The organism is Massilia alkalitolerans DSM 17462 (genome assembly GCF_000427785.1).
Classification (GTDB): domain Bacteria; phylum Pseudomonadota; class Gammaproteobacteria; order Burkholderiales; family Burkholderiaceae_D; genus Telluria; species Telluria alkalitolerans.
In genome coordinates this window covers 36,567-60,359 of record NZ_ATYR01000006.1, presented here as the reverse complement: position 1 = coordinate 60,359, position 23,793 = coordinate 36,567, and the positions used below count along the sequence as shown (strand labels likewise).

Sequence of the window (23,793 nt, the reverse complement as noted above, 5' to 3'; positions counted from 1 at the left end):
CATCTAAAAGCAGCGATTATATGGGTTTTGTGTTCTCGCAATAAAATTGTTTGCGCAAAGATGCATTTACTCAGCATCTTTTGATAGAATGCTCCCGTCCGCACCGATTGCCCATCGCGTCCGGGCCAATTTTTTGGCCTTAAAGATTCATAATCAATACATCTATCAAGGAACACATCATGATCTCGAGCGCTTCTCGTCCGTACATCGACGCTTCCGTCCCCGTCCTGCGCGAACACGGCCTGGCCATCACCACCACCTTCTATCGCAGCATGTTCGAGGCGCATCCGGAACTGAAGAACCTGTTCAACATGGGCAACCAGGCCAGCGGCGTGCAGCAGCAATCCCTGGCCTCGGCGGTGTTCGCGTACGCCGCCAACATCGGCAACGCCGCGGCGCTCGGTCCGGTGGTGAGCCGCATCGTGCACAAGCACGCCGCGGTGGGCATCCGTGCCGACCATTACCCGATCGTCGGCCATCACCTGCTCGGCGCCATCAAGACCGTGCTGGGCGATGCCGCCACCGAGCCGCTGCTCAAGGCCTGGGAAGAGGCCTACACCTCGCTGGCGCGCCTGTTGATCGACGCGGAAGCGAAGATGTACGAGGAAGCCGGCGTGCAGCCGGGGGAGACGCGCGCGATGCGCGTGACGGAAGTGGTGCGCGAGAGCGACAACGTGGTCTCCATCCGCTTCGTCCCGGCGGACGGCGGCGCCCTGCCGCCCTTCAAGGCCGGCCAGTACCTGAGCGTGGCGGTCGAGTTCAGCGATGGCCGCCGCCAGCTGCGCCAGTACAGCCTGTCGGATGCCCCCGGCAAGGACAGCCTGCGCATCTCGGTCAAGCGCGAGGACGGCGGCGCCCATCCGGCCGGTGAAGTGTCGACCTGGCTGCACGACAACGTGAACGTGGGCGACGTGTTGCACGTGATCCACCCCTTCGGCGACTTCCTGCCGGATACCGAATCGAACGAGCCCGTGGTGCTGCTCTCGGCCGGCGTCGGCATCACGCCGATGATCGCGGCGCTGAACCGCATCGCGACCGTGAACCCGGAGCGCCGCGTGATCTTCGCCCACGCCGCACGCAACGCGGCGCATCACCCGCACCAGGCGGACATCGCCAGCGCCAAGGCGCGCATGCCGCACCTGCACGTGGTGACGTTCTACGAAGAGGAAGAGGCAAGCGCCGCCCTGAAGGGCAAGATGGAGCTGACGCGCCTGCCCTCGTGGCCGCGCGGCGAGACCGATGTCTACATGTGCGGCCCGCTGCCCTTCATGCAGGCGCAGTGGAATGCGCTGCTGGCGGCAGGCGCGCCGGCGAGCCGCCTGCACCGCGAGGTGTTCGGGCCGGACCTGCTCGATAATTTGCTGTGATACGTAGGGTGGGCGGGTCTCCCGCCCACGCGGTCAACGTTCGCCAGCGCTACCGCGACGGTTCATCATCCATCTATCACCGCGTGGGCGGCAAAGCCGCCCACGCTACAACATCAATCCAGCAGATGCACGTTACGGCCGGTAACGCTGCGCTGTGCCGGATGCCCATACACCCGGATCCCGCCCGAGCCGCCGCCATGCGCCACCAGCGACTGCTTGACGGTGGCGCGAATCCCGCCCGAACCATCGGCCGCCAGGTCGGCGTCCTGCGTCGACAGCGCGGCCAGGTCCACGCTGCCCGAGCCTGCGACACGGGCGTTCAGCGAACGCACCGCGCCGCCGGCCTGCAGCACGCCCGAACCGGCCACGCTGGCGCGCACGTAGTCGCCGCGGATCTCGCCGACGTTCATGCGGCCCGAACCCGCCAGGCTCAGGTCGGCGCTGGCGCTGCGCAGTTGGCCGGCATCGAGGACGCCCGAGCCGCTCACGCGCGCGTGCAGGCTGTCGACCTTGCCGGACAGGGCTACCGTCCCGGAACCGCTCTTGCGCACCTCCAGCGGCGCGCCGTTCAGGTCACGCACGACGACCTGGCCGGAACCGCCGGCACGCACCTCGGTCAGTCGTGGCGTGGTGTAGACGATGCGCACCGGCGTCTTGCTGCGCAGCTGGCGCTCGTTCGAGATCTTCAGGGTATTACCCTGCGCTTCGGTGCGGATATAGGGCAGCAGGTTGCCATCGGCTTCGACCAGCAGCGAAGGCGCCTGGCCCGGGCGCACCTGCACCTCGACCAGCATCGACCCGCTCACGTCAAGCACGCCGTGCGCCGCCACCTGGCGCTGGTCGCGCGCGGCGATGCCGTCGCCCTCGAGCGCATTGTCGCTGAACACCGTGCGCATGCGAACGTCGCCGTCGTTCGGCGACACGATGATGGCGCAGCCGCTCAGGGAAGCGACGGCGGCGGCAATGGTGGCAAGGGCGATGAGACGCATGGCGAAATCCTCTGTGGTTGTTAACTGGTGCGACTTTAACAATCACCTCGCCTGCCCGCTTGCCCCGTGCGACAGGCTGCAAGAAACGATGGCTGAACTGCGGCTGGCCGAGCTGCGTCACCCCATGCGCATGCTGCCGAACAGTTCCTTGTATTCACGTGGCTGCGAGCGCCAGTACTGGGGCGGCGCGAACACCTGCTCGCCCAGCTGGGCCGCCGCATGCCAGGGCCAGCGCGGGTCGTACAGCATGGCGCGCGCCAGGCCGATGAGGTCAGCCTGGCCCTGCTGCAGGATGCTTTCCGCATGCTGCGCCTCCGTAATCAATCCCACGCCGATGGTCGGCATGCCGGTCTCCTCCTTGATGCGCTGCGCGAACTCGACCTGGTAGCCGGGCCCCACGGGGATCTTCTGCAAGGGCGACAGGCCGCCGGTCGAGACGTGGATGAAATCGCAGCCGCGTTCTTTCAGCGCCCGGGCGAAATGCAGGCTCTGCTCGATCTCCCAGCCGCCCTCGACCCAGTCGGTGGCCGAGATGCGCACGCCCACCGCCATCTCCCGCGGAACCGCGGCGCGCACGGCGTCAAAAACCTCGAGCGGGAAACGCATGCGGTTCTCCAGGGAGCCGCCGTATTCGTCGTCGCGCAGGTTCGACAGCGGCGACAGGAACTGGTGCATCAGGTAGCCGTGGGCCGCATGCAGCTCGATGCCGTCCAGGCCCAGCGCAGCTGCGCGGCGGGCGCTGGCGACGAAGGCTTCCTTGACCCGCTCCAGGCCGTCGGCATCGAGCGCTAGGGGCGGCGCCTCGCCTTCCGCGTGCGCGATGCTCGACGGCGCCACGGTCTGCCAGCCGCGCGGCTGGCCTGGGGCGATCTGGGCGCCGCCTTCCCATGGCACCTTGGTCGAGGCCTTGCGGCCGGCGTGGGCCAGCTGGATGGCGATCTTGATGGGGGAGTGCCGGCGCATCGCACGGATCACGGGCGCCAGCGCTTCCTGGTGGGTGTCGGACCACAGGCCCAGGTCGTCCGGAGAGATGCGGCCCTCGGGCGTCACCGCCGTCGCTTCAATGATGAGCAGGCCGGCCCCGGACAGCGCCAGGCCGCCGAGATGGATCATGTGCCAGTCGGTAGGCAGGCCGTCGATTGCCGAGTACTGGCACATCGGCGCGATCGCGATACGGTTCGGGAGTTGCAGGGGACCCAGGCTGACTGGGGAGAAAAGCATGCTGCTCATGAGGCCTCCGCTTCGGGCAAAGGCTTCAGTCTAGCTTGGTGGGGAATTTAATGCTGCGGCGTTGCTTGGGGAAATTAGGGGGAACAATGCCAGTGGCATTGTTCCCGCCTGCGCGGGAGCGACGTGCTTAAGTTATTACTTAGAACGTTTGTACCACTAGCTCTAAAACCGTCATTCCCGCGCAGGCGGGAATCCAAGTTTGCAAGATCAGCCGATACGCGTGACCATCAGCCCCGCGCGCAAGCCGACCCGCACATCCGGATTCGGAAACACCACCAGCTCCTCGTCATGCTCCACGCGGTACACGGTCTCGCCATCGGTCGCGATCACGTCACCCTTCTTCATCGGCGTGAAGTTCCAGGTCTCGCGCCCCACCGACATGCTAAAGGCGTCCGACAGCTTGATCACCTGGCGCGCCGTCGCGAACACGTGCGGCGCCGCCCTGGCGGCAAGGCCGGGCTGCCCGCGCAGCAGGCGATCCAGCGCGGTCGATGCATCGGCGAACTGCGACAGGTCGTTCTGCCCCAGCGTCCCGACCCGCCCCAGCTCCACCGTGCTGCCGGCAGCGCCATGGTGCTCGCTTGAATAGTAGCTGTAGGTGCCCACCGACTTCGGGTTCATGATGACGGCGCCGATCGCCGCCTGCCCCAGCCAGTCGATGAGCGCCTTGCGCGGCGCATCAGGAATGATCTCGGGCACGATCGCGAACATCGGATAGTGCGACGGCCGGATCGCCGTGTGCAGGTCGAGGTGCCAGCGCTGCGGTCCTGCACCTTCGAAGAAGGCGCAGGTGGCATCGATGAGCGCATCGGCCCGCGCCGCTTCCGCGGTCCCGGCCAGCGTCCCGCGATCCGCACGGAACATGCGGTTCAGGTCCGCGTCGATGAAACGCTTGCCCTGGGCGATGGCGTCGATGTTCCCGACGCACAGCATCAGGTCCACCGCCAGCTCGCGCGGGGTGCGCGACAGGGCTTCGATCAGCCAGGCCACCATCTCGAGCGGCCCGGTCTCGTCGCCATGCACGCCCACCGACACCAGCACGCTCGCGCGTGACGGGTCAAGCGTCGCCGCTTTCACCGTCAGGATGCCGGGCGCCGGCAGGCTGACCGCGAAGCCGGCGCCCGAAAAGCGCTGCGCGACCGAAGCGAAGTCCGCCTCGGCCAGTGCGCGCACCGCTTCCGGCAGCGCGGAACCCAGGTTCGCGCTCATCCGCTTACGCAGCCAGACGGTCCGGGCTCGAACCTTCCGACAGCGCCCAGACGTCCAGCATGGCCTGCTCGAGCTCGACCGGCTGTGCGAAGCCGGTCAGGCCGCGCGCCTCGGTGACTTCCTTGACGGCCGCCAGCGGATCGCCGCCCTGGCCGGCACGCTCGATCACCTGCAGCAGCAGGCGCTGCTGGGTGCGGCGCAGGGCCTGCATCGCGTAGTTGCGCAGCTGTTCCTGGGCCTTGCTCTGGGCCGGCAGCTTCAGGCCGCGCTCGAGCATGTCGATGCCGGCCTGCTGGCGCAGCGCCATGCCGACCTGCAGGAACTGGGCCAGGCTCATGCCGCCCGGACGCTGCACCGACACCGCCGCGAACAGGAAGGTAGCCAGCGACTCGATGGTCTCGACCGTCTTCCAGGCCGCGGTGAACGGCGCCGGCAGGCCGCTGTGGCCGTCGGCTTCCGAACGGGCCGGGGTCAGCGAGCGCAGCTGGTCGGCCTGGCCGAACAGGGTCGACAGCTCGGCCATGCCGTCGGCGCCGGCCGGCAGCGAGAGCACGCCTTCGATCACGGCGCGCATCAGCGCACGGGTGCGCATGTCGACCGCCATCGAGACGTCACGCGGCACCTTCAGCGCATCGGCGTCGAGCGCGTCGAACACCGGCGCCAGGTGCAGCGCCGACCAGGCGCGCGCCCAGGCCTTCACCACTTCGGTCTCGTCGACGCGGTGCTCGGCCGCCAGGTCGCGCAGCATCAGCGGACCGCAGCGGTTCACCGCTTCGTTGGCCAGCACGGTCGCCAGGATGGCGTTGGCCAGCGGGTGGTTCAGCGGGTTGCGGGTGGCGACCATTTGCGCCGGGAAGTATGGGCGCAGCAGCGATTCGGCCCACGACTCCTCGACCAACGGCAGCGCCAGCAGGGTGCGCTTGAAGCGGTTCTTCACGTTGGCGATGACCACCGCCAGTTCCGGCGTGGTCAGGCCCAGGCCGATGGCCTTGCGGCGGGCCAGTTCGGCGTCGGTCGGCAGCTGTTCCAGTTCGCGGTTGACGGCGCCTTCCGATTCCAGGTTGGTGATCAATGCCGCGTAGCCGTCCACCACGGAGGCGGTGGCTTGCGCCTGCGCTTCGCGGGTCAGCAGGTGGGTCTGCTGCTTGTTGTCGCGCAGGACCAGGTCTTCCACCGCGCCGGTCATCTCGTTCAGGATGCGGTTACGGTCGGCTTCCGGCAGCTCGCCGGCGTTGACTTCGGTGTCCAGCCAGATCTTGATGTTCACTTCGTGGTCCGAGCAGTCCACGCCCGCCGAGTTGTCGATCGCATCGGTGAAGATGCGGCCGCCGTTCAGGGCGAATTCGATACGGCCGGCCTGGGTCGCGCCCAGGTTGCCGCCCTCGCCCACCACCTTGCAGCGCATCTCGCCGCCGTTGACGCGGATACGGTCGTTGGCGCGGTCCTTCACCTGGGCATGGGTCTCGTTCGAGGACTTGATGTAGGTGCCGATGCCGCCGTTGTAGAACAGGTCCACCGGCGCCAGCAGGATGCGGTGCATCAGTTCTTCAGGCGACAGCGAGCTTTCCTTGATGTCGAGGACGGCACGCACTTCCGGGCTCAGCTCGATCGAGCGCGCGGTGCGCGGGAACACGCCGCCGCCCTGCGAGATCAGGCCTTTATCGTAGTCTTCCCACGAGGAGCGCGGCAGCGCGAACATGCGCTGGCGTTCCTTGAACGAGACTTCGGTATCCGGGTTCGGGTCCAGGAAGATGTGGCGGTGGTCGAAGGCCGCCACCAGCTTGAGCTGGCGCGACAGCAGTACGCCGTTGCCGAACACGTCGCCCGACATGTCGCCCACGCCGACCATGGTGACCGGGGTGGTGTTCATGTCGTGGCCCAGTTCGAAGAAGTGGCGCTTGACCGCTTCGAACGCGCCCTTGGCGGTGATGCCCATCTTCTTGTGGTCGTAGCCGTTCGAGCCGCCCGAGGCGAAGGCGTCGCCCAGCCAGAAGCCGCGCTTGACGGCGATGCTGTTGGCGATGTCCGAGAAGGTCGCGGTGCCCTTGTCGGCGGCCACCACCAGGTACGGGTCGTCCTGGTCATGGCGCACGGTGTTGTCCGGCGGGACGATTTCGCCGCGCACGCGGTTGTCGGTCACTTCCAGCAGGCTGGAGATGAATTCGCGGTAGCAGGCTTCGCCCTCGGCGGCCACCACTTCGCGCGGTGCGCCCTGCGGCATCTGCTTGCACACGAAGCCGCCCTTCGAGCCGGCCGGCACGATGACGGCGTTCTTCACCATCTGCGCCTTCACCAGGCCCAGCACTTCGGTACGGTAGTCTTCCATGCGGTCCGACCAGCGCAGGCCGCCGCGGGCGACCGGGCCGCCGCGCAGGTGCACGCCTTCGAAGCGGCGCGAGAACACGTAGATCTCGCGGTACGGACGCGGTTCCGGCGCCAGCGCCAGGTTGCTGGTGTCGACCTTGAAGATCATCTTCTCGCCGGCGTTCTGGAAGTAGTTGGTGCGCATGGTGGCCAGGGCCAGGTCGACCAGGGCCGCCATGATTTCCTCGGTGTCGGCGTGGTTCACGGTCGACAGGCCGGCCTTCAGCGCGGCCAGCTTGGCGGTGCCGGCGGCGTGCTCGGCCTCGTCCAGCCTCGGATCGAAGCGCAGCAGGAAGGCGGTGACGAATTCCTTCACCAGGGCCGGCTGGGTGCGCAGGGTTTCGGCCATGTAGCGCACCGAGAACTTGGAGCCCAGCTGGCGCCAGTAGCTGATGTAGGCGCGCACCAGCTGCACTTCGCGCAGCGACAGGCCGCCTTCGATGGTCAGGCCGTTCATGCGGCCGTCTTCGGCGTCGTTGTTGAACAGCGCGGTGAACAGCTCCTCGGCCACCGGGATGATGCCCGGCTTGACCAGCTTGGCGCCGCTCTCGTCGTCCACGGCCAGGGCGGTCACGTTGTGCACGGCGCCGTCGGCGGTCTTGAAGGTCCAGGTCTGCTCGCGGTCGACCGCGATGCCGGCGTTCTGCAGGGCCGGCAGGATGCGCGACAGCGAAGGCACGACCTCGCCCGAGTAGAGGCGGATCGAGGCGTCGATGCCGTTGGCGGCGTCGCCCGGCTCCACGCGCACGGCGACGCGCTGGTTCTGGCCATCGGTCCGGCCGTTCTTCAGCAGGGCCTGCAGGTCGCGGAAGGCGGTTTCCGGCGCGGTGTTGGTGACAAAAGAGACCGGCAGGTTGGCGCCGAGTTTGCGCAGGCTGCTGCGCACGCCGGCGTCTTCGATGGTGTTGGTGGCGGCGGCGAAGCGGTCATGCCAGCCGTCCAGCACTGCCAGCAGCGGCTGCTGGATGTCGGTCTCGAGGTCGAGCGGATAGCGGGCGGCGTGCGCGATCAGGTAGACGCGCGCCAGCGGGCCGTCGGCCACCAGGGTCTGGACGCGCACGTCGCGGGCGCCCGAACTGTCCTTCAGGGCCGAGGCCAGGCTGGCGGCGACGGCGGCGCTGTAGCGCTCGCGCGGCAGGTAGACCAGCACGTTCAGGTGGCGCGCATACACGTCGCGGCGCGCGAACACCTTCGGGCGCGGCTGCTTGTACATCGACACCACCGAGGAGCACACCTGGGCCAGCCATTCCGGATCGGCTTCCAGCGCTTCGGTGCGCGGCAGCGACTCGAGGATCTCGACGAATTTCTCGGCGCGGAAGCCTTCCTGGCGCACGCCGGCGATCGACAGCACCTTGGCGACGCGGCCGCGCGCGAACGGCAGGCGCGCCAGCGGGGTCGAGGTGGCGGCGCGGGTGAACAGGCCGACGAAGCAGTGCTCGCCCAGGATCTTGCCCTGGGCGTCGGTGTTGCGCACGCCGATGAAGTCGAGCGGCTGGTCGCGGTGCAGGGTGCCCTCGACGTCGGCCTTGACGATCGACAGGGTGTCGGCGCGGCGCGACAGGGTTTCGAAGTCGCCCGGGATGTTGGCCAGGCAGGTGCCGTAGACCGGGTGGGCGGTGTCGGCAAGCACGCCGATGCGGCTCGGGATGTCGCGCTCGAGTTCGCGCGCGCCTTCCTTCACCACGTAGTAGGCGTAGCCGAAGGGCTCGAAGCCTTCGTTCTTGGCCCACTCGAGGAAGGCGGCCACTTCCTGGCCTTCGGCGCTGCCGGCCTGCGCGGCTGCGGCGGCCACCGCGGTCATGCGGTCGGCCATCTTGACGGCGTCGCGGTGCACGGTGGCGGCATCGTTGGCCACCATGCGGATGCGCGCGGTCAGCGAATCCAGTTCGGAGAATTCGAGCTCGTCGCTCATCAGGATCAGGACGATCGATTCCAGCGGCGCGCCGGCTTCGCCGACGGCGCTTGCCTGGCCATTGGCGTCACGGCGCACCGGCAGCACGGCGTTCATCACGCCGCTGGCGGTCTGGCGCTCCTTGCGCAGGGCCATGACGAAGGAATCGACCAGGTAAGGCATGTCGTCGTTCAGGATCAGCAGGGCAGTCGCCACGCCGCCACGGCCGTCGGAAGAGCGCATCGTGGCGATCTGGCAGCCGGGGCCGCTACGCTGGGCCAGCTGCGAGAATCCTTCCCACAGCACCGGGGCCAGGCTTTCGGGCGCGGTGCCGGCCAGGTCTTCGTCGTCGAGCGATCCGAGCCAGGCGCTGATGAGCGCTCCCACCTGCGCATTGGCGCCGGCGGCGGACTGGTTCGCGTTGACCAGGTTGAGCGTCTGGCTGCGCAAATCTTGAGGCATGTCTTTCATGTTGCTTCTCCAAAGTTTGTGTGCCCGGGTGCGCTCTTGCTTGTGGCTTCGCGCCACCCTGGCTTTATATGGGCGGGGGTGTCCCGTCCGAATCCGTTATTAAAACATGGCTGCCGTGCCTTACGACAGGTCGTACAGGCCCGGCAGGCCGAGGATGCGTTCCAGTTCCTCGAGCGCGGTATTGCATTCGATCGCCAGCTGCGGGTCGGCCAGGTCCTTCGGCTCGACCCGGTCGCGGTAGTGCTTCTCGACCCAGGACGTCAGGAGCCCGTACAGCGTCTCGGTCATGATGACGCCGCCGTGCATGGCCTGTGCCTCGTCCTCGGTGAGCGCCACGCGCAGGCGCAGGCAGGCCGGTCCGCCGCCGTTGCGCATGCTCTGGCGCAGGTCGAATTCGAGCAGCTCGTCGATCGGGCCGCCGCTCGCGACCATCTCGGTGAGGTAACGCGCAACCGCTTCGTTCTCGCGGCATTCGTGCGGCACGACCAGGGCCATGCGGCCATCCTGCCTGGTGAGCAGCTGGCTGTTGAACAGGTAGCTGGACACCGCGTCGGCCACCGACACCTGGCTGCTCGCGACCCGCACCGGCACCAGGTCGGTGTCGACGCTGCCCAGGGCGCCGCGCAGCGCGTCCAGGGTAGCGGCTTCGTCGAAGAAGGCCTGCTCGTGGTAGAACAGCACGTTGCCGTTGCCGACCGCGATCACGTCGTTGTGGAACACGCCCTGGTCGATCACGTCCGGGTTCTGCGAGGCGAACACGGTGCGCGCCGGGTCCAGTCCGTGCAGGCGCGCGACCGCCTGCGAGGCTTCCAGGGTCTGGCGTGCCGGGTATTTCTTGGGCGCCGGAGCGGCAGGGTCGAATTCGGCGCGGCCGTAGACGAAGAACTCCACTCCGGCCGCGCCATGTGCGGCAGCGAAACGGGTATGGTTGGCGGCGCCTTCGTCGCCGAAGGCAGGGACCGGCGGCAGTGCGTCGTGCACCACGAAGCGGCTCGAATCCCCAAAAATGGCGCGCAGGGTGCGCGTGGCCTGCAGGTATTCTTCCGAGCGGTGCAGCTTGTTGTTCAGGTTCGCCGGGGTGAAGTGCACGCGGCCGTCCGCGGTGTCGCTTGATGGGCTGACGGTGGCGGCATTGGCGGTCCACATCGGCGCGGCCGAGTAGGCGCAGGCCAGGATCACCGGCGCTTCGCGCCACGCGCGCGCCAGCACGTCGGCGTCGGTGCCGGAAAAGCCGATGCGGCGCAGCAGGCGGAAGTTCGGGCGCGCCTGCGGCGGCATCACCGCCTGGGCGAAGCCGCGCGCGGCCAGCTCGCGCATCTTGGCCAGGCCCTGCAGGGCGGCCTGGCGCGGGTTCGAGGCGCTGCGCACATTGCTGAACGAGGCCACGTTGCCGAAGGAGAGGCCGGCGTAGTTGTGGGACGGCCCAACCAGGCCGTCGAAGTTGTATTCGCGGGCGATACGCATAATTTAGAAAGTCAGTCCCGGCGACAGCTTGGCCGGCATCTCGAGTTCCGCCGTCTCGATCGAGGCGACCGGGTAGGCGCAGTAATCGGCGGCATAGTAGGCGCTCGGGCGGTGGTTGCCCGACTTGCCGACGCCGCCGAACGGAGCCGAGCTGGCCGCGCCGGTGGTCGGGCGGTTCCAGTTGACGATGCCGGCACGGGCGCGCACCGAGAAGCGCTTCCACAGTTCTTCCGATGGCGACAACAGGGCCGCGGCCAGGCCGTATTCGGTGGCGTTGGCCACGCGCAGGGCGTCGTCGAAGTCCTTCACGCGGATCACCTGCAGCAGCGGGCCGAACCACTCTTCGTCCGGAATGCCTTGCGCGTCGGTGGTGTCGACGATGCCGGCGGTGACGAAGCCGGCGTTCGGGTCGAGCTGTTTCATCTGCAGCAATACCCTGCCGCCTTTCGCGGCCATATCGGCCTGCGCCTCGACCAGGCGGGCAGCGACGGCGCTTGACACCACCGGGCCCATGAAGGGCTGCGGGTCGGCCTTGGACGGTCCCACCTGCAGGGTCGATGCAATTTTTACCAAACGGTCAAGAAATGCCTGGGCTTGCGGCGTGTCCTGGATGACCAGGCGGCGCGCGCAGGTGCAGCGCTGGCCGGCCGAGATGAAGGCCGACATCACGGTATGGTGCACGGCCGCGTCCAAGGCTTTGGAATCTTCCGGAATGTCCCACACCACCAGCGGATTGTTGCCGCCCATTTCCAGCGCCAGCATCTTGCCCGGCTTGCCGCCGAACTGCTTGTGCAGGGCGATGCCGGTCTGGCTGCTGCCGGTGAACAGGATGCCGTCGATGTCGGCGTGCTGGCCCAGCGCCACGCCGGTGTCGCGGCCGCCGTTGACCAGGTTGAGCACGCCCTTCGGCAGGCCGGCCTGCTCCCACAGCTGCACGGTCTTCACCGCGGTGCGCGGCGCGTATTCGCTCGGCTTGAACACCACGGTGTTCCCGGCGATCAGGGCCGGCACGATGTGGCCGTTCGGCAGGTGGCCCGGGAAGTTGTACGGGCCATAGACCGCGAACACGCCGTGCGGGCGGTGGCGCAGCACGGCATTGCCGTCGGCGACCCTGGAAGCCGTCTCGCCGGTGCGCGCGCCATGGGACTGGACCGAGATGTCGATCTTGTTGGCCATGGTCGTGACTTCGGTGCGCGCTTCCCACAGCGGCTTGCCCACTTCCTCGGCGATGATCGCGGCCAATTCTTCGCTATGTTCCTTGAGCAGGTCGCGGAAGCGCGTGCAGACGGCGATGCGCTCTTCGAGCGGGGTGAGCGCCCAGGCTTCGAAGGCATTGCGCGCGGCCGCGGCGGCGCGCGCCACGTCTTCAACGGTGGAGGCATTGCTGGTCCAGGTCTGCTTGCCGGTCGACGGGTCGATGGTCGCCAGCTCGGGGCCACTGCCGGCGAGCCATTCGCCGCCGATGTAATTCGAGAGATTAGGCATTCGCGTTCTTCCTTGTGTTGAGGGGCAGCGTGCGTACTTCTTCGCCGGCCTGCACGTGCAGCTGCGACATCTCCTGCGCCGACAGCGCGATGCAGGCGGCGCCCGGCACGCCGCGGGTCAGGATCATGCGGAAATCGGTGAGCCTGGTGTTCGACACCAGCAGATGCTCGGTCTCTTCCTCGTGGACGCCTTCGACCGCCTCCGCCAGCACGCTGTCGCGCACCGCGCGCAGCTCGGACACGCGGCCCTGCAGCACCGGGCCGGCATCGAAGATGTCGACATAGCCTTCGTAGTGCATGCCCTCGTTCTCCAGGAGCTTGCGCGCCGGCTGGGTCGAGGTATGGACCTTGCCGATGACCTCGCGCGCCGACTCCGGCAGATAGTCCACGTAGAGCGGCTGGCGCGGCATCAGCTCGGCGATGAAGGACTTCTTGCCGAGCGCGGTCAGCCCGTCGACGTGGTCGAAGTCCATCTTGAAGAAGTGGCGGCCCAGGCCCTCGTAGAAGGGCGAGACGCCGTTCTCGTCCTGGTAGCCGCGCATCTCGGCGATGATCTTCTCGGTGAACAGCTGCTGGAACTGGGCGATGAACAGGAAGCGGCTTTTCGACAGCCACTTGCCGTTGAAGCCGGCGCGGTACTGGGGCAGCAGGAACAGCGAGCACAGCTCGGACGAGCCGGTCAGGTCGTTCGACAGGTACAGGGTCTCCATCCGCGTGAACACGTTCAGTTCGCGGCTGCAGTGCACCAGGGTGCCGATGCGATAGTTGTAGAAAGGCTCGGTGAGGCCGACCGCGCCCTTGATTGCGCACACGCCGGCGATGCTGCCATCCTCGGTATGCTCGAGCACGAACATGTAGTCGCGCTTTTCGGGCGGAATGCTTTCGTTGAACGAGGCCACCGCCGTCGCGACGCGGTCGCCCAGCATCTTGCGATCGGGCTTCAGCGTGGTCATGCCGCTGCCGGCCTGGCGCGCCATCTCGATCAGGGCGTCCAGGTCGTCGGTTTTCACTGCACGGATTACGAGCATCAATTCCCCTCTCAGATGCGCACGCAGGTGACGCTGTCGCCGGGCGACACGCCGAGCGCCTGCTGGGCGTCGCGCGACAGGCAGACCACCTGGCTGGATTCGGCCGGCGGGCAGGCGGTGATGACGGCGCGGAAGTTCTGTTCGTTGCTGGCCACCGCGTAGGTCACCAGTTCGTCGTGACCGTTCGCGCTGCCCGCCGCGCGGCCGGCACTCTCGACCTGGCGCACCTGCGAGGCGCAGAAGGAGCGCAGCGCATTCCTGTGGGCCTGCAGGATCGGGCCGCCGTCGAAGATGTCGATGTACTCGTCGGCCTCGAAGCCCTCCTGCGTGAGCAGCTTGAAGGCCAGCTGGCCGCTCGGGTGGATCTGGCCGAGGGCGGCCTGGGCGTCGCCCGGCAGCAGCGGCACGTAGACCGGATAGTGCGGCATCAGCTCGACGATCAGGGTGCGGTTTCTAGCGCCGTCGATGACGCGCTCGGCCTCGAGGAAGTCCATCTTGAAGAACTTGCGGCCCAGCGCGTTCCAGAACGGCGACTGGCCCTCGCCGTCGGTGACGCCGGCCAGCGGCACGAAGAAGCGGTCGCCGAAGCGGTGCGGCGCCAGCACGGCGTACAGCAGGCGTGCGCGCGACAGCAGCGCGGCCTCGATGCCGGCGCCCTCGCGGTTGCGGATATAAAAACCTGAGAGGTGCGAGTAGGCCGTCAGTTCCGAGCACAGGGTCAGTGCATGCACGCTGTGGCTGATGTTCAGGTCGCGCGAGACCTGCTGGATCACGTCGTTGCGGAACGCGAAATAGGTGCCGTTCGAGCCGGCCGAGGCGTGGATCGACGCGGTGCCGACCACGTCGCGCGTGCGCAAGTCTTCCAGCACGAACTGGTAGGACTCCTCGCTCGGGATGTCGACGTGCGCGGCGAACGAGGCGATGGAACGCTCGACCGCCGCGACGATGGCTTCGCGCGTGCGCGGCAGCGTGTGCACGCCGGGGATCGTGACCCCAGCCATGGCCTCGAGGGCCCCGATATCCGCGCGTTCAACCGGTCGGACTACAAACATGCGAACTCCTGGTAGAGATCAACTCAAAGCGATCAGCTTGAACTGCGAGGCCGGCCGCATCCGAAGTTAACACTTTACCTCGGTGGGCCGGCCGGATGCAGGCTGGGAATCAGCCTGCGATGAATGCCTCGACCGCCTCGCGCATCACGCGATCGGCTTCCGCGATCTGCTCGTCCGACACCACCAGGGCCGGCGCCAGGCGCACCACGTCCGGGCCCGCGATCAGGAGCATCAAGCCCATTTTTTCGCAGATCTTGGTGTAGTCCTTGGAGCGGCCCTTGTAGTCGGCGGCCATCGGCAGGCCGATCAGGAGGCCCAGGCCGCGCGGCTTGCCGAACACCTGCGGGTACTCGGCGGCGAGCTTCTCCAGGTTGGCGAAGATCTTGCTGCTGGCTTCACGCACGCGCGCCAGGAAGCTCGGGGTGTTGATGGTCTCGACGACCTTCAGGCCGACGGTGCCGGCCAGCGGGTTGCCGCCGTAGGTGGTGCCGTGCGAACCGACGTTGAGGTGCATGCCGATTTCCTCGGTGGTGATCATGGCGCCGATCGGGTAGCCGTTGCCCAGGGCCTTGGCCGAGGTCAGGATGTCCGGGGTGACGCCGGTGTCCATATAGGCATAGAAGGCGCCGGTGCGGCCGACGCCCGACTGCACTTCGTCGAACACCAGCAGCGCGCCGGTCTGGTCGCACAGCTCGCGCAGGGCCTTGAGGTAGGCGTGGTCGCCCGGGATCACGCCGCCCTCGCCCTGGATCGGCTCGACGATCACGGCGGCGACATCGTCGGTGATGGCGGCGCGCGCGGCCTCGATGTCGTTGTAGGGGATGTGGCTCAGTTCCGGCGGCAGCGGCTCGAAGCCTTCGGTGTACTTCGGCTGGCCGCCCACCGAGACGGTGAACAGGGTGCGGCCGTGGAAGGACGACAGGCAGGAGACGATGCGCGACTTGTGCGGGCCGAACTTGGTGTGCGCGTACTTGCGGGCCAGCTTCAGGGCTGCTTCGTTGGCTTCGGCACCCGAGTTGCAGAAGAAGGCGCGGTCGGCGAAGGTGGCTTCGGTCAGGGCGCGGCCCAGGCGCAGCACCGGCTCGTTGGTGTAGCCGTTACCCAGGTGCCAGAGGGTGTTGATCTGTTCGGTCACGGCCGCGACCAGTTCCGGGTTGCAGTGGCCCAGGCTCGAGACGGCGATGCCCGAGGTGAAGTCCAGGTAACGCTTGCCTTCCTGGTCCCACACGTCCAGGCCCTTCGCGCGCACCGGCACCATGGCGGCCGGGGCATAGGTCGGGCAGAGGACTTCGTCGAAGGTCTGCCGGGTGACAGGCCGCGTGGTGACACCGGAGTCAAGGTTTGCGTTCATGGCTTCTTCCTCATGGATGATCGTTGTACGCGGGCCCATTGCCGCGCAGGTTCAAGCCATTATAGAAAGCCACCCTGACAAGTTCTTGCAGAAGTGCGACAGGGATTTTCGTTTTTGGTCGGGAAATATTAAGTGATTACCAACATCACCCGCCGCGTTCACTGCGCGAGCTTGCGTTGCCGCTCTTCCCGCGGCGTATTCCCGAACAAGGCTCCGAAGGCCGTCGAAAAATGCGAGCCGGACGAGAAGCCGCACATCAGCCCCACCTGCACGATCGAGTAGTTCGTCTCCAGCAGCAGCTTGCGCGCCCGCTGCAGGCGCAGTTCGAGGTAGTAGCGCGAAGGCAGGCTGCCGAGGTATTGCTTGAACAGGCGTTCCAGCTGGCGCCGTGAGATGCCGGACAGCTGCGCGATATCGTCGGTGGACAGGGGCTCTTCGATGTTGGCTTCCATCAAGGCGACCGCCTCGGTCAGCTTCGGCTGCAAGGTGCCGAAGCGCGCCTGCAGGGCCACGCGCTGGCGCTCGTCCTTGCCGCGCACCCGGTCCACGCACAGGATTTCCTTCACCTGGGCCTGCAGGCCCGCGCCGAACAGCATCTCGACCAGGGTCAGGGCGAAATCGATGCTGGCCGCGCCGCCGCAGCAAGTCAGGCGGTTGCGGTCGAACTCGTACAGGTTGGGGGTGAACAGGGCCTGCTCGGCCAGCGCATTGGTGTCGGGGTACAGCGCCCAGGGCAAGGCGGTGCGCACGCCGTGCAGGGCGCCGGCGTCGGCCAGCCACAGCACGCCGGCCCCCACCCCGCCCCAGAACGGCGCCGCGCGGCAGCGGTCGACCAGGGCGCGGCAGTTGGCCGGCTTCAGGGCGGCCTCGGCCTCGTCGGCCACCAGCAGCACCAGGTGCCAGTGGCGCTGCGAGTCGCTGAACTTGTCGGGACTGCGCACGTCGACGTGCAGCAGCTCGGGGCCGAGCAGCTTGGCGGCCAGGCGCAGCGGCTGGACCAGGCCGGACCAAGTCAGCATGTCCGGTTCGCCGGCGTTCACCAGCAGCACGCGCAGCGGACGTTCCTGTGCCAGGAGGGACAGGTCAGAAGGCTGCATCGGAACGGACGGGCGGTGTCATCAAGGAATAATGATACCGGAGATAATGAAGTGGCGAGCAAGCGCCATCGTCCAGCCCGTTCGATGCCGTTCCGGAAAAACGCCTGCGGCCAGCTATAATCCTGCCCATGGGGGAACGATATTTAAAGAGCGTCCGGCTGCTGGCCGAGTGCATGCAAGGCTTCGAGCGTTTTTCCGGCGAATCGGTGCGCCAGCACGGGTTGACGCACGCGCAGTTCGATATCATTGCCACGCTGGGCAACACGCCCGGCATGAGCTACAAGGAACTCGGCGAGCGCACCCTGATCACCAAGGGCACCCTCACCGGCGTGATCGAACGGCTGGAACAGAAAGGCCTGGTGCTGCGCGAACGCAGCAGCGACGACAAGCGCTCCTTCTTCGTGCGCCTCACGCCTGCCGGCGACGGCGTATTCCGCGACGTGTTCCCGAAGGTAATCGCACACGGCAAGCAGCTGTTTTCGAGCTATGGCGAAGCCGACTTCGATGCCCTGGAAAACGTTCTGCGCAAGCTGCGCGACCAGATCGCCTCCGGTAGTCTTCCTCCCCAACCACCACAAGCAAAGGAATTGCCTTGAAAACATCCCTGATCGAAGGCAAGAAGCCTGCCCATTTCGACAAGCACATCATCGGTAACATCCTGCTGGACGTCGCTCCCCTGGACGAAGTCAAGCAGGAAGCCATGCTAATCGGCGTCCGCAACGAAGCCGGCGAGATCTACCGCCTCATCGGCGCAACCAAGCTCAACAGCTTCATGAATGCGAGTGAAGAACTGCTCGACATGGGTCTGGTCGATGAGCTGGAAGACCGTGAAGAACAGAAGGAAGGCTGCGACGCCATCTTCAGTGAACCTTGATGCAAATCAAACACTAGAATAATTCCACAGGGAAAGTTTTCCCAGCTGGACGGGGCGATGGGGGTATAATTTTTTGATGGACCGACTCTCCGCCCTCAAGAGCATTGCCGCCCAGGCCAGCCGCGGCGAACTCAGCTTTCCCACCAACGTCGATGCGACGCTCAAGCTGCAGCGCGCGCTGAACGAACCCGATTGCCACACCGACATGGCGGCGCGCCTGGTGCAGGCCGAGCCCCTGCTCGCCGCGCGCACCGTGGCGATCGCCAACTCGGTGGCCTACAACCGCGCCGGCCATGACGTCACCAACGTCCGCGCGGCCGTGCAGCGCGTGGGCTTTCGCACCCTCGGCGCACTGGCCGCCTCGGTCATCGTGCGCCAGCTGGCCGGCGAAATCGTCGATCCCGGCCTGCGCGCCAAGGCCGACGCCCTGTGGATCCATTCGGCCCACGTGGCCGCGCTGGCGCAGGTGATCGCGCGCCGCGTCTCCTTCGTCGATCCGGAAACCGCGCTGTTCGCCGGTATCGTGCACGAGGTGGGCGGCTTCTATTTGCTCTCGCGCGCCGGCGAATTTCCCGGCCTGCTCGACGATTCCACCGGCGACAGCGTCGCGGAGTGGATCGAGCACGGCGAAGTGGCGATCGGACGCGGCGTGCTGCTCAAGCGCGGCGTGCCGGTGCCCGTGATGGGCGCCATCGAGGCGCTGTGGAACGGCATGCGCGCCCTGCCGCCGGAAACCCTGGGCGACACCCTGCTGCTGGCCAAGGACCTGGCCCCCTTCCCCTCCCCGTTGCACGCGCGTCCGGGCGCGACCACGCTCGACTCGGCCGCCACCATCGATTTCACCATCGGCGAAGGCACCCTGGCCCAGGTGCTGGCCGAATCGGCCGACGAAGTGAAGAGCCTGACCGCGGCCCTGCTCTAATTTTTACCACTTGGTAAAAAAAATGCCCGCTCGGTGGAGCGGGCAAAGTCCAAAACTAGGGATGTCCTGAAAGAGACGGTTCCACTATAAGCCGCGCACGAGGCCGCTTCCGTACGCTGGTTCACACAGTCCGTCGCGCATGCGCTCGCGCAAGGCCGCCGCAAAAAAAAACCCGCTCCGTGGAGCGGGTGAAGTCCAAAACTAGGGATGTCCTGAAAGAGACGGTTCCACTTTAGGGCTGCGCTTCGATCCGCTCCGTGCGCTGATTCACTTAAGTGAACAAATTGTCAGCATGTCCACACGATACGCGCGGTATCAGGGCATGCTACCGGCGCAGCAATGGCTTGCCGGGCAGGTAAAGCTACTGGATGCTCCGGGTTTGCCACTCCGGCCAAACCCTTCACTCCTCGAACGCATGCATCCATCACGTCGCCGCTTCCTCGTCCAGGCCATGGCCGGGGCCGGCCTGCTGGCCTTGTCGCCTCCCCGTGCCCTGGCCGCGCCAGGGATCGCCATTCCCAACCTTACCGGGCTGTATCCGGTGGAAGTCGCGCGTGTCGCCGCGCCGTGCACGACCGAGGAGGTCGCGCAGGCGGTGCGCGCCTGGTCCGGCAGGATCGCGGTCGGCGGCGGCCGCTACAGCATGGGCGGCCAGGTTGCCATCACCGGTGGGCTGCACCTCGACATGCGCGGCATGAACCGGCTCGTCCGGCTGGATGCGGGCGCGAGAGTGGCCCGGGTCCAGGCCGGGATGCGCTGGCGCGACCTGCAGGATGCGCTCGACCCGCTGGGCCTGGCCGTGCACACGATGCAGAGCTTTTCGAATTTCACCGTGGGCGGCGCCGTGTCGGTGAATGCCCACGGGCGCTACGTCGGCAACGGGCCGGTGGTGAATTCGGTGCGCGCCCTGCAGCTGGTGCTGGCCGACGGCACGGTCGTGGAAGCGACGCGCAGCCGCAACGCCGACTTGTTGCGCGCCGCCGCCGGTGGGTATGGCGCAGTGGGCGTCATCACCGAGGTCGAGCTTGATCTGGCGCACAACACCCGCATCGCACGCAGCGTGGAGTCGGTGGCGCTCGACGACTACCCCGCCTGGTTCAAGCGCATGGCAGATGCCGGCGACTGCGTTTTCCACAACGCCGACCTGCTGCCGCCGCTGTTCGACGCGCCGGTCGCGGTGTCCTGGCGCAGGACCAACAAGGCCCTGACCGAAACGGCCAGGCTGGTCCCGCGCGGCCAGTCCTACGGCCTCGAGCAGAACGTGCTGTTCGCCATGACCGAGCTGCCGCGCGGCGACCTGTTGCGCAGCAAACTGATCCACCCGCTGCTGCTGGCCCGCCCCAGCGTCAAATGGCGCAACCACGAAGCCAGCCTCGACGTGGCGGAGCTGGAGCCGCGCACGCGCCTGGTGTCGACTTACGTGCTGCAGGAATATTTCATCCCAGCGCGGCACTTCGCCGCCTATGCCCGCGCCATGGCGGCGACCATCCGTCAGCACGATGCCCAGGTCCTGAACGTGTCGGTGCGCCATTCGCCGGCGGACAGCACCTCCCTGCTGCCCTGGGCGAAGGAGGAAGTGTTTTCCTTCGTGGTGTACTACAAGCAGCGCACCCATGCCGCCGCCCGGCGCCGGGTTGCGGCGTGGACGCGCGCGATGATCGATACCGCGCTCGCCTTCGGCGGGCGCTACTACCTGCCCTACCAGCTGCACGCCACCCGGGCCCAGTTCGACCGCGCCTACCCCGAGGCCGAAGCCTTGCGCGCGATCAAACGCAAAGTCGACCCTTCCGGCCGTTTCAGCAACGAACTGTGGGCCAGGTACTTGTAAGAACCTCAGCAAAAAAAAACCCGCTCCGGTTGGGGAGCGGGTGAAGTCCAAAACTAGGGATGTCCTGAAAGAGACAGGTCCACTATAGGGATGGGCATTCTACGGCTCTGTGCGTTACCACACATAAACTGCCAAATTGTCACACTGGTTTGATCTGGATGTAAAACATGCCGCCACGGCAGGGCCGGGGCGGCATGTTTGTCGGCTTTTGGAGATGCTTAGACGACGGCGCCGTCGGTCTCGTCCTTTTCCTTGACCGGCTTGATCAGGTCTTCGCGCTTGATGCCCAGCCACATGGCCAGGGCCGCGGCGACGAACACCGAGGAATAGATGCCGAAGCAGATGCCGATGGTCAGCGCCATGGCGAAGTAGTGCAGCGCGTGGCCGCCGAACAGCAGCATCGACAGCACCATGATCTGGGTCGAGCCGTGGGTGATGATGGTACGCGAGATGGTGCTGGTGATCGCGTGGTCGATCACTTCCGGCACGCTCATCTTGCGCTGCTTGCGGAACATTTCGCGGATTCGGTCGAAGATGACGACCGATTCGTTGACCGAATAGCCCAGCACCGCCAGGATCGCCGCCAGCACCGTCAGCGAGAATTCCCACTCGAAGAAGGCGAAGAAGCCCAGGATGATGACCACGTCGTGCAGGTTGGCGATGATTGCCGAGACCGCGAACTTCCACTCGAAGCGCACCGACAGGTAGATGATCACGCCGATCACCACCATGATCAGTGCGTTCAGGCCGTTCTGCGCCAGCTCGTCGCCGACCGCCGGGCCGACGAATTCGACACGCTGCAGGCTGACCAGTTCCTTGTTGTCCGCGGTCACGCAAGCGGTGCGGTTGACCATCTCGCCCTTGTCGGTCGTGACCTGGGCGACGGTGGGCTTGCCCTGCTCCGAGGAGCAGATCGCGTTGAAGACGCGGCTCGAGGTGCCGGCCTGGTCCTGGCCTTCGACGATCGGCAGGCGCAGCAGGACGCTCTGGGCGGTGCCGAAACCGGTCACCTCAGGCGCTTCGTAACCGATGCCGCGCAGCGTGGTGCGGATCTTTTCCTGGTCCGCCGCATGGGGATAGTGCAGTTCCATCACGGTGCCGCCGGTGAACTCGACCGACCAATGCAGGCCCTTGGTCACCAGGAAGAACACCGCCGCCAGGAAGGTCACCACCGAGATCACATTGAGGATCACGGCGTGGCGCATGAACGGGATGTCCCGTTTGATCTTGAAAAATTCCATGATTTAGTCCTGCGCTCCCTGAGTCGCGTTTTGCTTGTTGGGCGTAAAGCCTTCTTTCCAGACCGTGCCGATCGAGATATGGGTCAGCTTCTTCTTGCGGCCATACCAGAGGTTGATCAGGCCACGGGACAGGAACACGGCCGAGAACATCGAGGTCAGGATGCCCAGGCAGTGCACCACGGCGAAGCCGCGCACCGGACCGGAACCGAAGATCAGCAGCGCCAGGCCGACGATCAGGGCGGTGACGTTGGAGTCGAAAATCGTGTCCCAGGCGTGCTTGTAGCCGGCATTGATCGCCACCTGCGGCGTGGCGCCCGCACGCAGTTCCTCGCGGATGCGCTCGTTGACCAGCACGTTGGAGTCGATCGCCATGCCAAGCGTGAGCGCGATTGCCGCGATACCCGGCAGGGTCAGGGTGACCTGCAGCATTGACAGCAGGGCCAGCAGCAACAGCACGTTGGCCGCCAGCGCGATCGCGCTGACCGTTCCCACCAGGTGGTAGTAGATGATCATGAAGGCCGCGATCGCCACGAAGCCCCACAGCGTCGAATGCAGGCCGCGCTCGATGTTCTCGGCGCCCAGCTGCGGGCCGATCACGCGTTCCTCGATGAATTCCATCGGCGCCGACAGCGCGCCCGAGCGCAGCAGCAGCGCCAGCTCGTTGGCGTCTTCGATGCTGCCGATGCCCGTGATCTGGAAGGTCGAACCGAGTTCCTGGTTGATGACCGGGGCGGTCGGCACGCTGTACTGGCCTTTTTCCTTGAGCAGGACCGCCAGGCGCTTGCCGACGTTTTCACGGGTGGCCAGGCGCATGCGGCGGCCGCCGTCGCCGTTCAGGTCGATCGAGACGGCCGGCTGCTGGTTCTGGTCGAAGCTGGCGACAGCGCTCGAGATGTAGTCGCCGGTCAGGATGATGTCCTTGGACACCACGACCGGGGCGCCACGGCCTTCGGTGAACAGCTCCGAGTTCAGCGGAATCGCGGCGGTCAGCTCGGTGCCCGGGGTCACGGTCGAGTCGACCATGCGCAGTTCCAGGGTGGCGGTACGGCCGATGATGTCCTTGGCGCGCGCCACGTCCTGCACGCCCGGCAGCTGGACGATGATGCGGTCGGCGCCCTGCTGCTGGATCAGCGGCTCGGTGGTGCCCAGTTCGTTGATACGCTTGGACAGGGTGGAGATGTTCTGCTTCACGCCGTCTTCCACGGTGCGGCGCACCGCTTCCGGCTTGAGGCTGACGACCAGCTTCAGCTCGGTGCCGTCGGCGGCATCGGCGAAGACCAGGTCCTGCGACTGCTTGGCCAGCGCGGCGCGGGCTTCGGCGCGGACGCCGTTCTCGCGGAAGCGCACTTCGATGGTGTTGCCGACGCGCTCGATACCGGCGTGGCGGATGTTGGCGTCGCGCAGCTGGCTGCGGATGCTGGCCTGCAGGCCCTTCACCTTGGTGTCGAGCACGGCCTTGCTGTCGATCTGCAGCAGGAAGTGCACGCCGCCGCGCAGGTCCAGGCCCAGGTTCATGGGCTTGGCGCCGATGGCTTCCATCCAGGCCGGGGTATTCTTCGCCAGGTTGACGGTGACGATGTAGTCGGGATTGTCCTTGTCGCGATTCAGGTCGCGTTCGAGCGCCAGCTTGGCCTTGAACTGGGCGTCGGGGCTGGCGAAGCGCGCGCGTACCGCGGTGCTGTTGCCGGTGCCTTCCAGGGCGATTGCTGTGGCTGGAACACCGTTGCGCTTGAGTGCATCTTCGACCAGGCCGACGGTGGCGCTGGTGATATTGACCGTCGTTTTACCGGTAGTGACCTGCAGTGCCGGCGATTCGCCGAAGTAGTTCGGCGCCGTGTACAGCGCACCCAGCAGGAGCGCGACGGCGATCAATAGATATTTCCAGACGGGATAGCGATTCATAGTGTTCCAGCGTTCAATGTTGGGCACGA

At 66.5% G+C, this 23,793-nt stretch carries 17 protein-coding genes; 5 read left to right on the top strand and 12 right to left on the bottom strand.

Annotated features, from left to right (window positions below; translation table 11 throughout):
• Positions 1–179: 179 nt before the first annotated feature.
• Positions 180–1,367, top strand: a complete 1,188-nt coding sequence (gene hmpA, locus YWC_RS0108305; protein WP_027864951.1) for an NO-inducible flavohemoprotein — start codon at positions 180–182, stop codon at positions 1,365–1,367.
• A 113-nt stretch (positions 1,368–1,480) separates the two neighbouring features.
• On the opposite strand, the gene YWC_RS0108300 is transcribed toward hmpA, so the two are convergent.
• The 10 genes from YWC_RS0108300 to YWC_RS0108255 form a co-directional block, all read right to left on the bottom strand.
• The gene (locus YWC_RS0108300) at positions 1,481–2,356 is read right to left on the bottom strand and encodes a head GIN domain-containing protein (RefSeq protein ID WP_027864950.1); all 876 of its coding nucleotides are present in this window, start codon (positions 2,354–2,356) and stop codon (positions 1,481–1,483) included.
• A 117-nt stretch (positions 2,357–2,473) separates the two neighbouring features.
• Positions 2,474–3,586: an NADH:flavin oxidoreductase/NADH oxidase gene (locus YWC_RS0108295; RefSeq protein WP_027864949.1), complete on the bottom strand. Its 1,113-nt coding sequence runs from the start codon at positions 3,584–3,586 to the stop codon at positions 2,474–2,476.
• Between the two features lie 207 nt (positions 3,587–3,793).
• Positions 3,794–4,795, bottom strand: coding sequence for a succinylglutamate desuccinylase (locus tag YWC_RS0108290; RefSeq protein ID WP_027864948.1), 1,002 nt, complete (start codon positions 4,793–4,795; stop codon positions 3,794–3,796).
• Positions 4,796–4,799: 4 nt separating this feature from the next.
• Entirely contained in the window at positions 4,800–9,521 is a 4,722-nt protein-coding gene (locus YWC_RS0108285) for an NAD-glutamate dehydrogenase domain-containing protein (protein ID WP_027864947.1), read from the bottom strand.
• A 120-nt stretch (positions 9,522–9,641) separates the two neighbouring features.
• Positions 9,642–10,985: an N-succinylarginine dihydrolase gene (gene astB / locus YWC_RS0108280; RefSeq protein WP_027864946.1), complete on the bottom strand. Its 1,344-nt coding sequence runs from the start codon at positions 10,983–10,985 to the stop codon at positions 9,642–9,644.
• Positions 10,986–10,988: 3 nt separating this feature from the next.
• Positions 10,989–12,470 (bottom strand): succinylglutamate-semialdehyde dehydrogenase, encoded by a 1,482-nt coding sequence (gene astD, locus YWC_RS0108275; protein WP_027864945.1) that lies wholly within the window; start codon positions 12,468–12,470, stop codon positions 10,989–10,991.
• Positions 12,463–13,497 (bottom strand): arginine N-succinyltransferase, encoded by a 1,035-nt coding sequence (gene astA, locus YWC_RS0108270; RefSeq protein ID WP_027864944.1) that lies wholly within the window; start codon positions 13,495–13,497, stop codon positions 12,463–12,465. Before astA ends, astD begins: the two co-directional genes overlap by 8 nt.
• Positions 13,498–13,508: 11 nt before the next feature.
• Positions 13,509–14,549, bottom strand: coding sequence for an arginine N-succinyltransferase (locus tag YWC_RS0108265; RefSeq protein ID WP_027864943.1), 1,041 nt, complete (start codon positions 14,547–14,549; stop codon positions 13,509–13,511).
• A 109-nt stretch (positions 14,550–14,658) separates the two neighbouring features.
• Positions 14,659–15,900, bottom strand: a complete 1,242-nt coding sequence (locus YWC_RS0108260) for an acetylornithine/succinyldiaminopimelate transaminase (protein ID WP_027864942.1) — start codon at positions 15,898–15,900, stop codon at positions 14,659–14,661.
• Between the two features lie 158 nt (positions 15,901–16,058).
• Positions 16,059–16,997 carry a GlxA family transcriptional regulator gene (locus YWC_RS0108255; protein ID WP_027864941.1) on the bottom strand — a complete coding sequence of 313 codons (939 nt, stop codon included), beginning with the start codon at positions 16,995–16,997 and terminating at the stop codon, positions 16,059–16,061.
• A 173-nt stretch (positions 16,998–17,170) separates the two neighbouring features.
• Here YWC_RS0108255 and YWC_RS0108250 point away from each other — a divergent pair, with 173 nt between their 5' ends.
• The 4 genes from YWC_RS0108250 to YWC_RS0108235 all read left to right on the top strand — a co-directional run bounded on the left by YWC_RS0108250 (position 17,171) and on the right by YWC_RS0108235 (position 20,621).
• Positions 17,171–17,593 (top strand): MarR family winged helix-turn-helix transcriptional regulator, encoded by a 423-nt coding sequence (locus tag YWC_RS0108250; protein WP_229413047.1) that lies wholly within the window; start codon positions 17,171–17,173, stop codon positions 17,591–17,593.
• Positions 17,590–17,871: a hypothetical protein gene (locus tag YWC_RS0108245; RefSeq protein ID WP_027864939.1), complete on the top strand. Its 282-nt coding sequence runs from the start codon at positions 17,590–17,592 to the stop codon at positions 17,869–17,871. Before YWC_RS0108250 ends, YWC_RS0108245 begins: the two co-directional genes overlap by 4 nt.
• A 76-nt stretch (positions 17,872–17,947) precedes the next feature.
• Positions 17,948–18,793, top strand: coding sequence for an HDOD domain-containing protein (locus YWC_RS0108240; protein ID WP_027864938.1), 846 nt, complete (start codon positions 17,948–17,950; stop codon positions 18,791–18,793).
• Between the two features lie 415 nt (positions 18,794–19,208).
• Positions 19,209–20,621, top strand: a complete 1,413-nt coding sequence (locus YWC_RS0108235; protein ID WP_211238957.1) for an FAD-binding oxidoreductase — start codon at positions 19,209–19,211, stop codon at positions 20,619–20,621.
• A gap of 218 nt (positions 20,622–20,839) precedes the next feature.
• On the opposite strand, the gene secF is transcribed toward YWC_RS0108235, so the two are convergent.
• A complete protein-coding gene (secF, locus tag YWC_RS0108230) occupies positions 20,840–21,862 on the bottom strand; it encodes a protein translocase subunit SecF (protein ID WP_027864936.1) in 1,023 nt (340 codons plus the stop codon).
• Between the two features lie 3 nt (positions 21,863–21,865).
• The gene (gene secD, locus YWC_RS0108225; RefSeq protein ID WP_027864935.1) at positions 21,866–23,764 is read right to left on the bottom strand and encodes a protein translocase subunit SecD; all 1,899 of its coding nucleotides are present in this window, start codon (positions 23,762–23,764) and stop codon (positions 21,866–21,868) included.
• Between the last annotated feature and the right edge of the window lie 29 nt (positions 23,765–23,793).